9 protein-coding genes and 1 pseudogene are annotated in these 10,167 nt (G+C 70.5%); 3 read left to right on the forward strand and 7 right to left on the reverse strand.

The annotated features are described in order from the left end of the window. Positions 1-66 precede the first annotated feature (66 nt). The 4 genes from AB0H83_RS29490 to AB0H83_RS29505 form a co-directional block, all read right to left on the reverse strand. The gene (locus AB0H83_RS29490; protein ID WP_360100139.1) at positions 67-303 is read right to left on the reverse strand and encodes a hypothetical protein; all 237 of its coding nucleotides are present in this window, start codon (positions 301-303) and stop codon (positions 67-69) included. 223 nt (positions 304-526) lie between these two features. Continuing rightward, positions 527-2,065 (reverse strand): hypothetical protein, encoded by a 1,539-nt coding sequence (locus AB0H83_RS29495; protein WP_360100142.1) that lies wholly within the window; start codon positions 2,063-2,065, stop codon positions 527-529. 37 nt (positions 2,066-2,102) lie between these two features. Continuing rightward, on the reverse strand, positions 2,103-2,879 hold the full coding sequence (locus tag AB0H83_RS29500; protein WP_360100145.1) for a hypothetical protein: 777 nt from the start codon (positions 2,877-2,879) through the stop codon (positions 2,103-2,105). A 5-nt stretch (positions 2,880-2,884) separates the two neighbouring features. Continuing rightward, on the reverse strand, positions 2,885-4,522 hold the full coding sequence (locus tag AB0H83_RS29505; RefSeq protein WP_360100148.1) for a glycosyltransferase: 1,638 nt from the start codon (positions 4,520-4,522) through the stop codon (positions 2,885-2,887). A 335-nt stretch (positions 4,523-4,857) separates the two neighbouring features. Between AB0H83_RS29505 and AB0H83_RS29510 the strand changes: the two genes are divergently transcribed. The 3 genes from AB0H83_RS29510 (at position 4,858) to AB0H83_RS29520 (ending at position 8,641) form a co-directional block, all read left to right on the forward strand. Continuing rightward, the gene (locus AB0H83_RS29510; protein ID WP_360100151.1) at positions 4,858-7,089 is read left to right on the forward strand and encodes a tetratricopeptide repeat protein; all 2,232 of its coding nucleotides are present in this window, start codon (positions 4,858-4,860) and stop codon (positions 7,087-7,089) included. 345 nt (positions 7,090-7,434) lie between these two features. After that, positions 7,435-8,352, forward strand: coding sequence for a hypothetical protein (locus tag AB0H83_RS29515; RefSeq protein WP_360100154.1), 918 nt, complete (start codon positions 7,435-7,437; stop codon positions 8,350-8,352). Positions 8,353-8,386: 34 nt separating this feature from the next. Then, positions 8,387-8,641: a hypothetical protein gene (locus AB0H83_RS29520; RefSeq protein ID WP_360100157.1), complete on the forward strand. Its 255-nt coding sequence runs from the start codon at positions 8,387-8,389 to the stop codon at positions 8,639-8,641. Positions 8,642-8,650: 9 nt separating this feature from the next. Here AB0H83_RS29520 and AB0H83_RS29525 read toward each other — a convergent pair whose 3' ends face one another. The 3 genes and pseudogenes from AB0H83_RS29525 to AB0H83_RS29535 all read right to left on the reverse strand — a co-directional run. Further along, on the reverse strand, positions 8,651-9,346 hold the full coding sequence (locus tag AB0H83_RS29525) for a hypothetical protein (RefSeq protein ID WP_360100160.1): 696 nt from the start codon (positions 9,344-9,346) through the stop codon (positions 8,651-8,653). Positions 9,347-9,480: 134 nt separating this feature from the next. Next, positions 9,481-9,807 (reverse strand): phospholipase D-like domain-containing protein, encoded by a 327-nt coding sequence (locus AB0H83_RS29530; protein ID WP_360100163.1) that lies wholly within the window; start codon positions 9,805-9,807, stop codon positions 9,481-9,483. A gap of 43 nt (positions 9,808-9,850) precedes the next feature. Further along, positions 9,851-9,988: pseudogene (locus AB0H83_RS29535) on the reverse strand (transposase family protein); the annotation flags it as partial. Between the last annotated feature and the right edge of the window lie 179 nt (positions 9,989-10,167).

The raw sequence follows: 10,167 nt of genomic DNA on the forward strand, positions 1-10,167 counted from the left end.
TCGTTGCCAGCTGCCACAGCGCCGGGGACAACACCACGGCTGAACCGTCGAGCGTGCCGCTGACCATCAGTAGCGGCAGCCGCGGCTGTTGCGGCGGGTGCGGGCGGTGGCGACGATCATGAGCCGCAGCGCCTGGATCTCGCTGGCGGCGATGTCGTCGATCGGTCGGCCGGCCCAAGTCTTGGCCATCCGGTTCCAGTAGGTGCTGTAGACGCGTTTGGCGCTGGGTCCTGCGGCTCCGACGACGTGTGGCAGGTACTTGCCGGGTTCGATCGGCAGGCGTATGACGACGCGGTGATGCATCGATCAAACCGGCATCGTCTGCAGGCCACGTCGAAGCGGTGGCGGCTGCGCGGGCACGCGGACGTAAGGCGGCGACGAACCATCAGCAGGCGACCTTGCGCGAACTTGCCGCGCACGTCGGGTGCGCACTCGCGGACGAGCTCGTCGCCCAACAGGCCGTTTACCGGGAGGAGTCCCCACGTGGCCGTGACCTTTCGCCGGGTCACGGCCGCGTGGGGACGGTTCACCAGGAGACGTGGTTGGACTCGACGCCGTTTGCCCGGAACCAGTGGTTAGGGTGATCGCCCGAGTAGCAGTACGCCTGGGTGAAGGCGTGTCCGCTGCCGTCGGTGGTCAGCGTGAACGTGTAGAAGCCGTTCGGGTCGACCGAGTCGTGACACGTGATCGTCACGCCGGTGTTGGGCGCAAAGTGGTCGAGCGTGATGGCGTACCGGAACCCGGACGGGGCGGCTGGCCCCTTGGCGAGGCTCGCGGTCGGCGCCGCGGGCGGGGGCTCCGGCTGGCCGGGGACGTCCCGGGCGACGGTCGGTGACGGGTCGCTGAAGACGCCGAACCGGTCGCTGACCGTGGCGGAGAAGGTGTGCCGGCCGGGGGAGAGGCCGGTGAACTGCTTCGACGAGGAGGTGCCGCACTGTGCGGTGAACGCCTCCCGGCCGTCGACGAAGAAGTGGCAGGTCACCGGGTCGCGGCCGGCCGCCCATGCGACGTTGTACGACACGCCGACGTGACCGGGGTCGCCGTACACCACGACGGTGAAGTTCGAGATTACCGGCTTCGGCGGCGGCGGTGGCGCCTGCGTCCCCGGCGGCGCTGGGTTCGAGTGGTTGTGCCCGGTCGTCGGTGTGGGAGCGCCGGTAACCGGCTTGGTCACCGCCGTGCCCGGCGCGCTCCATTGCGCTGCCGCCGAGTAGAGCCACTCGCCGGACGCGTCGGTGGCGATGTACGGCCTGGTCATCTGGAGCAGGTATGTGCCGGAGCCGTCCCGGCAGGCGCTGGTATTGCGAGCGTTGCCTTTGGCGTCGGCCACGAGCCGGACGGAGCCGATGTTTACCCATGGGGTCGTCTCGGCCCGCAGGCAGGTCAGGTCTGCGCGCCAGCCGGCCGGGAAGCCTTCGATGCGGATGTCGAAGTAACGGAAGCCGTCGGGCGTCAGGTCGCCGCCGGACAGCAGGAGCCGGGCGTGCTTGAGGAAGTCGGGATTGACCGACGTTGGCGACGTGCACGGCACGCCGTCAACGTGGCCTTCGCAGTACAGTGCCGGGTCAACGCCGGATGCGCACTGGGGCACGCGGATCTGCTCCCAGACGTAGTCGGCGAGCACGAAGCCCGAGACACCGTGATGCGGCGCTCCCGGGGCCTGGGTGACGAGGAACCACCGGTCGGTGGCGCCCTCGAACGGCGGATCCCAGTTGATCCAGCATTTCATGATGACGGGTGTCCCGTCGTCGAGGGTGTCCAGGGCTGTCGACCTCGCCTTCGGGTCGCTGCGCAGGGTCACTGGCACGGACGGCGTGTCGGACTTCACTCGGCTGGTGCCCGAGGTGGCCTGGGCGCCGCCCCGGCTGGTCTGGATCCGGTTCCAGTTGCCGACCGGCACCGGTTCACCGGGGGAGTCGGCCGGTCGGCGGTCGGCCTGATCGCGTTGCGTGGCGTAGGCGGTCGCGGTCGTGGCGACGGCGGCGGCGACCACGAGGGTCAGGGCCGTCCCGAGGCGCCGACTGCGGGACGCGGTACGCGGCTTGACCTGGTTGATGGCGGTCACCTTTCTGCTGTCGGGTGGGTGAGGGGGCCGGCCGGCGTCACCAGGTGACCTTGTTCGAGGTCTGGCCGTCGGCGGTGATCCAGTGCTGCGGCCCGTCGCCGGAGTAGCACGCCTGGGCGATGCGGGCCGCGCCCGTGTCGTCGGTGCGCACGGTGAAGGTCTTGAAGCCGTCCGGGTCGGCGCTGTCGCGGCAGACGAGCTCGACTGCGGTGCTGGCGGGGAAGCCGTTCAGGTGGACGTCGTACCAGTAGCCGAAGGTGGCCGGGGCGCCTTGGGCGAGCTGGACGCTGCGGTTCTCGGTCCGCCGGGGGGTCGGGCTGGGGCTCGGTGAGCGGGGTGTGAGCGTCGGACGGGGCGCCGGCGTGGTGGTGGCGGCCGTCGTCGTGGTGGCGGGGTCGGTGGGCTGGACGTCCCACGTGATCTTGTTCGATGCCAGTCCGGCGGCCGTGACCCAGTGCAGCGGGCCGTCGCCCGAGTAGCACTGCCGGTCGGTGGCCGCCGTGCCGTCGCTGGCGATGGGCAGGGTGAAGGTCTTGAAGCCGTCTGGGGTGACCGTGTCGCGGCAGACCACGGGCACCGTCGCGCCCGGTGTGAAGCCGGTGAGCCGGACGGCGTAGTAGTAGCCGGCCGTGGCGGGATCGCCCTGGATGAGCTCGACGGCGGCGGTGGCAGGTGCGGACGGTTCGGCCGAGGGCACGGGCTGCGGCTCGGCGGGGTGCGAGCATCCCCAGAGCAGCAGCCCGGCTGGGACGAGCGCGACGGCGGTCGCGGTGGCCCACGGCTGGCGCGTGACCGCCGTTGACGGCGTCGGCATGCGCTTCACGCCCCCTGGCCGTTCGCGCAGTCGGGGACGGCGGGGTCGACCGCCGTGGAGCCGCCGCCGGGCGGGTCGCCGTTCATGAACGTGTCGGACGGCGAGAAGAGGTTCTTGTATGGCGTGCTCGCGAGGTGGTACCAGAAGCTGACGCTCTGCATGCCGGTCCGGTCGGGCACCTTGCAGCGCACCTGGACGCTGGTGAGGTAGGGGATTCGGCGCCCGTCCGGCACCGGGGTGCGGCCGGCGTCGGTGTAGAGCGGCGAGCCGTTGCGGTTGCCCGCGATCTCCTTGTAGGTCACCGACGGCCAGAGGTCGACGGCGGTCGCTCCACCGAGCCCCAGCACGGCCACGGCGGATAGGCCGGCGGCCCACGTCCGCCGCCGGGTGGTGCCGGTCGCCGGCACGGGTGTCGGGGTGCTCGGTGCGGCCGTTGGCGCCGGCCGCACCGCGGCGCCGGGGATCCTGCCCAGCACGACCTCGGCGGCCATGCGCCAGGTCTGCTGCTGCGCCAGAGTCTGCCGGAGGCGGCCAGCGTTGCCGAATGCCGCCTCCGGGTCGCGCAGCACGGATCGGATCGCGTCGCCCCATGCGTCAGTGTCCTTTTCCTCGTTGCCGGTCACCGGGACGACGAGCCGCCGGTACTCGTCGGACGGCAGCCGCCATTCCAGGAACTGGGCGAGGCCGCTGCGCTCGCTGATCACCACGGGGGTGCCGAGCGCGATCGCCTCGGCGGCGACCAGGCCGAACGCCTCGGCCCGCGACGGCATCAGCAGCAGCGTGGCCCGGCGCAGGTCGGCGCGCAGATCCTCGGGGTCCACGGAGAAACTGCGGGTGATCGACCGGAACCGGTCCTGGGACCACTCGCCGACCCGTTCGTAGAGGGTCTGGTGCTGATCCTCCGGGACTCCGCGCAGTACCAGCGCGGCCTCGTTCTCCTTGGCGTTGAGCCGCTCCAGGGCGCGGGCGAGGCCGCGGGTGCCGATGTCGAGGCCCTTGATCTTGGCGTCCTCGAGGCGGCCGGTGAGCAGTGCGCGGCGCGGGCGGCCCGGCGGTGGTGGGCGGTCGCTCCACTCCGGGTCGTCGAACCCGGGATTGATCTCGACCGGCACGGGCGCGTCCCGGATCGCGGAGAGTTCGCCGATGTAGAGGTCGTGCAGGCGCGGGCCGACGGTGAACACCTCGGTGGCGTCGGCGGCGAGCCTGAGCTCGTGCTGCATGCGTTCCTCGGCCCGCATGCCGGGGTCGCCGGTGCGGCCGGTCTTGTGCCATTCGATCTCATCGGGCGCGGTGTGCAGGAACTGGAAGCGCATGGCGGCCGGGAAATGGAGCCGCTGGAGCCGGCGGGCTGCGGCGCCGGTCACCCGGCCGTGACCGATGATCAGGTCCGGTGTGGCGCCGTCGGGCAGCTTCGGGAGCGTTTCCTCGTCGTCGTCCCACGGCACGATCGTGACGCCGGCGGCGCGTGCGTCGTCCTGTTCGCGAACGGTCGGCCCTGGGACGAGGAAATAGACGCGCGCCCCCGCGGCCGCGAGCTGCATGGCGAGGTTGCGGTTGAAGGTCGTGATGCCGCCGTGTCGTGATTCCCAGGACGTGTCCAGGGTGAACACCACGGGCGGTCTGGTCGGAGCACTGCTGGCCATGCCCGCGATGGTGACAGGGGCCCGGTCGGTGCCCGTGCCGCGACCGGAGCCCCGAATGGCGTGAGTTTATGCATTCGTTATCTTGCTGTATGCGTGCGGCGACATTTGTTCCGCTTCGGTTCGCCGATGTCTTGCGTTCGGTGCGGAAAGGTCCGGTTGGTGCGGGCCCGGTCGCCCGGGCTGGCAGAAGATTCCAGACTTCGTGATGTACGCCGGACGAGTGAAGATCCACGGCCGGCGTTGCCGGGAAATGCCGGGCATTTGGGCTCTGCTTGCGTGGCGATCCACCCTGGGCAATGGTGATGGGCGAATGCGCCGAATCGCGGAGGGGTCGAGTGCGGGACTGGCCGGGCCCCGAGCACCGGGCACTGCTCGACGAGCTGGCATTGGCGATGATCGCGGCCGAGCGTCGTGCCGGCCGGGCCGTCGACCGGACCCGGCTGGCCCGTTCGATCTTCGTCTCGCGCGCGAGCCTCTACGCCTATCTGCAGGGCGTTACGCTGCCGTCGGCGGTGGTCTTCGACCGGCTGCTCGCGGAGCTCGGCGTCGAAGGCGACGAGGCCCGGCGGCTGCACGGGCTTCGCGACCGTGTCGAGGTCAAGCGCCGCGCCGGGCGCCGCCGCGGCGCGCCGCCGGTACCGGTGCCGCGGCAGCTGCCGCCGGTCGCCGCACCGTTCGTCGGCCGGGTGGCCGACCTGGCCCTGGTGCGTGACCTGCTCGGCCCCGTGCCCCGGATCGTCGTCGTCGACGGCATGGCCGGCGCGGGCAAGACGACGCTGGCGGTGCAGGCCGCGGGCGGCGTCGCCGCGCAGTTCCCCGACGGTCAGCTCTTCGCCGACCTCGGCGGGTTCGGGGCGGGGGAGCCCGTCGACCCGGAGGAGGCGCTGCTCGGCTTCATCATCGCGCTGGGCGTGCCCGGGCGGGCGGCGCCGTCGGAGATCGGCGCCCGGTCGGCGTTCTACCGCAGTCTGCTGGCCGGTCGGCGGATGCTGGTCGTGCTGGACAACGCGCGCTCTGCCGAGCAGGTCCGGCCGCTGCTGCCGAACGAGCCGGGGTGCGCGACCCTCGTCACCAGCCGGAACCGGCTGGACGGCCTGACGGTGCGCGAGGGTGCCCGGCGCGTCGAGCTGCTCCTGCCGAGCGCCGAGGAGGCCCGTCTGCTGCTGGCCTCCCGCCTGCCGGCCGACCGGATCGCCGCCGAGCCGGACGCCGCGGACGATCTCGTCGCGCTGTGTGCCCGGTTGCCGCTCGCGATCAGCGTCGCCACCGCCTACGTGGCCGGCCGGCCCGGCTCGGCGTCGCTGCGGCAGATCGTGCAGGACCTGCGTACGGCCCGGGGTGCGCTCGGCCTACGCGGACACGCCGGCGGTGCCGGCGTGGCCGAGGTGTTCGGGTGGTCCCATGACGTCCTGCCCGAACCGGCGCGGCGGCTGTTGCGGCGGCTCGGCCTGCATCCTGGGCCATCGATTGACCGGCACGGCTGCGCGGCGCTCGCCGGCGCCGAGGCGACGGAGGCGACGGAGGCGCTGTTGGCGGCGAGTCTGCTGCGCGAAGGGCCGCTGGGACGGTTCCACCTGCATGACCTGTTGCGTGCCTACGCCGCCGAGCGCCTCGCCGACGATCAGCCCGCCGAGCGGCTGGCGGCCGTGGACCGGATGCTCGACCTGTACGCCGCCACCGCCGCCCGGGCGGGGGCGCTGATCCAGCCGCCGGCCGGCGACGGTGCAGCCCCGGAGCACGGGCCGGTGCTCGCCGGCTACAACGGCGCGATGGCGTGGTTCGCCGCCGAAATCCGCACGCTGCGCGCGCTGGTGCCGCTCGCGGTCCGGTACGGCCGCGACGAACGGGCCTGGGAGCTGGCCTGGACCTGCACGGTGTTCCTACGCCGCACGGGCCGGCACCGGGAACGCGTGGAGATGCACCAGACCGCGCTGCTCGCCGCCGAGCGCTCCGGTGATCTGCGGGTCCGGGCCACCGCGCTGCGGCTGCTGGCGGACGCGCTGAAGGGCATCGGCAGCCACGGCGAGGCGGTCGAGCTGCTGGAGCGGTCGATCCGGATGGCGGGTGAGGCGGGCTTCGCCGACGGGATCCGCCAGGCTCACCTGTCGCTGGTGCGGGCCTTCGACCGGATGGGCCACTACCCGGAGGCGTTCGACCACGCGGTCATGGCCCGGCGCCTCGCCGAGGCCGGCGACACGGCCGCGGTGGCGGACGGGTGCACGGCGCTGGCGAAGCAGCACGGCCGGCTGGAACAGTTCGGCGAAGCGCTCGTCAGCGGGGCGGAGGCGGCCGCGCGGTACCGGGAGCTGGGCAATCGCGAAGGGCTGGCCAACGTGCTCAGCGCGATGGGCCGGGCCGAGTGCGGGCTGGGGCGCCACCGCGCCGCGATCGGGCACTTCGCGGTGGCGCTGGAGCTGGATCTGGCGCTGGGCGACCGGTACTGGGCCGCGCGGACGCTGGTGGGCATGGCCGAGGCGCACGAGCTCGGCGGTGCGCCCGCGCTCGCGGCCGCCTGCCGGAAACGGGCGGAGCGGCTCCTCGACGACCGTCCGCAGCCGGTCCCGTGACGGCGGGTCAGCTCAAGGTGGTGAGGCGGTCGCCGAGGTCGGTACGGCGGTAGTGCACGCGGCGGCCCGCGCGGGTGCCGAAGGTCAGGCCTGCGTTGCGCAGGGCGGTCAGGTGGCGGAGCGTCGGGCGGTGCCGGCGGCGTGCGCGGCATTCTGGCCCGAGCTCGGCGCGGCGCCGTCCGCGGTCTGTGTCGAAGGTCCGAGCGCGACCTGTTGGCGGCTGCGGTGAAGGCTCCGCATCGAGTCGTCGTTGCTGGCTTGCGGTGCTTATCCTCGGAGCGGGTTGGCCTTTGAGACCGAAAACTGCGCAGCGCGGCGTCGCAGGCCCTGACCACGATGCACTGGGTGGAGCGAGTGAACGATCCCAATCCGAATCACATGGTCAAGTATTGCCGTGAGGTGCTTCCGGGCATGCTGACCAAGGCGTGCGGCGTGGACGCGGACCTTGCCGGTCGGATCGGCGCGGACGTTATTCAGCGGGCTGAGGCGTTCGCCGCGCTCTCTCCGGGAGAGCAGGATGGGCTCATTGCACCGTTCGTGGAGGAAGTGTTCGATCATGAGCCGCTCGACGCGTCGCTGGAGATCAAAGCGAAGGTAACGGTGGTCGTCCGCAACAGCCTGCTGGAACAGGCGCACCACGACGGCCCGTTGACCTCAGGGATCATCGCCGTCACCAAGCAGGCCGCTGGCCCGCTGTCACACTTCCTCGCCGCGCGACGGCGCGAACCCGTCGACTACCGCGGACCGAACCCCTTCATCGGGTTGGCCACCCGCTACCCACGCGCGTGGGCATGCCTGGACGCGTTGACAGAAGTCTTCAGCGACGGCGGGCGGCACCCGGTGCGGCTACCCGCAGCACCGATCCCCGAACTCCCCACCGATGGCGAACTGGTCGTCACATCACCGACCGAAGCCGACAGCACCATGACGTTCAGCGCGATCGACCCACGGTTCGACCAGCACCTCCTCGATCTGCTCCAGCAGGCAGCTCACGGAAACCTGGTCCTGTGCACCTCGGCGCTGAGCCGGTACTCACGCAACAGCGAGAAACTGCACCGCGTTCTGGAGTATCTGCTCGCCCGCAACTCCACGATCCTGACCACCAACTACCTGATCAGACCCACCGACGTCTGGGTACGCCGAGGCGACCTGGTCAAGCCCAACAGCAGGGACCCGTTCGCCGGGATCGGTCAGACCCAAGGCCTTGTCGGTGCACACCGCAAAACTGCCGAAACGATCGTCATGCAACACAGCGGCTCGTGACCTTCGAGTTGCCGTCCGCTGCCGCAGATCCCAGATGAAGCACTCCGACCAGCGGACACCTTCCCATGGCCGCAATGATGTGGTCGCCGACCGGAACCCGGACGCGGCGGCTGGCGTGCTCGATGACGGCGAGGATGTGCATCCTGGTGCCGGTCAGCGTGATTCGATCAAGCCTCGAACTGCGGAACTCGGGTCACTGGCCGACGTGCTGGATCGGCAAGGCCGGCGCGACCAGAGCCGGCGACTCACGCGGTACGGCCTTAACGCCGACGGGACCTATGCGAGATGAGTTCGCCGGCTACAGCCGAGCGATCCGCCTGCCGTACCGAAACAGGGCGAGTTCCACCGCATCTGGTCGGATCTCCCGTCCCTCGATGCGGCTGGACGTCTCCGCCTGCGCCGTGGCATAGCGCAGCCACCGTTCGTACTCGGCTGCACTCCTCCACGGACCTGTCGTCGACAGGCCCCACCCCTCAATGTGGTTGAGGGCGATCGCGACGAACCTGTCCAGGATGAGGGCGCCAGCGCCGCCAAAGTACAGCGCCTTGGTAAAGAACGACGGGCCGAGATGTTGTAGCCAGTTCTCGTTTCGTCGCAGCAACGAGCGGTATGCCGCTTCGGGACCGCTCGCGGCCTGCCGATCCAATGCATCGGTCAGACGGGCCAGAATGTCGAGGGGCTCGTTGTCGCGGAAGACTCGGGACCGGCGCGCGACAAGGAACCCCCACGGGCCAGTGCCCCACGCGTAGGCTGCTACGAGCACCTTTGCCGGTGTGTCCTGTCCGTCCTGCTCACCGAGGGCGAGCACGTCGCCCCGGGTGATGCGCCGGTAGCCCCGGCCTTGTTCCGCTTCGGGTAGGGCGACGAGGAAGTCCGTCCAGACGCTCACCTTGATCCGCCGCTGCCACCACGTCGGCCGGAAGTGAGAGCCGTGTCCAGCTACCTGCTCGGGGGCTGGAAGGGATCCCACCAGGTCCCGCAGGTCACTTGTCACGCCGACAAGGATGACACGAGTCGCTGCTACGGCGGTGACGAATGGTTGTCGGCGTCATCAACCAGTAAGTGAGCCCTTTGCTTGCGCTAGCCGTGCTTTCCCGAGTGAACACGTTCGTAGAGCAGCTCTTCGGCTTACAGCATCTCGCGCTCAATCGCCTTGGCGAGATTCCGGTCATCGATGAATACGCCGAACTCGACGTTGCCACGTTCCGCGCTCCAGGAGAAGTTCGCGCTGGTCACCATTAGGAATCGGTGGTCGATGGCGAGGAACTTCGCACGGTTGCGGACCTGGGCGCCGTCGAACTCCTTCGTACGCAGGACGGCTCCCGGTCGTAGGTGTACGGCGACCTCGGATGTGGCCGACGTCAAGTTGCTGGGATGCCAGTCGGCCGCAGCGGTGTCGAGGTAGACGCGCAAGGCCAGGTCGGGGCGCAGCGCCGCTTTCGAAGCGCGGCCCATAATCCTGAGGAGCGTCGAAAAGTCGTAGGCCGCAGAAGAACCGGCGCACCCACAACACGATCCGGGTTGGTCGGCCGGCGACCGGAGCATCCGGCAACGTCCGGCGATAGCGCGAGTGCACCCGGGACGATGGCACCGCACACGCCTGACAACCGGCCTGTCGGCTGCGGACCCGGGCCATGATGACCAGCTCGGAGTCGGCGTCCACGACCTCGTCGATCTCGATGCCGTTCAGATGAGGAAGTAGCTGTCCGACGACATCACACACCCGGACAACGAATCATCGTCCAACATCCATCACACAGTTCGCGCCAGAGCCCCGTTCTCACGGACGGAGCCAGCAGAGTTGGTGCATGCGCA

The sequence above is a fragment of the Dactylosporangium sp. NPDC050688 genome (genome assembly GCF_040654515.1).
In the GTDB taxonomy this organism is placed as follows: Bacteria; Actinomycetota; Actinomycetes; order Mycobacteriales; family Micromonosporaceae; genus Dactylosporangium.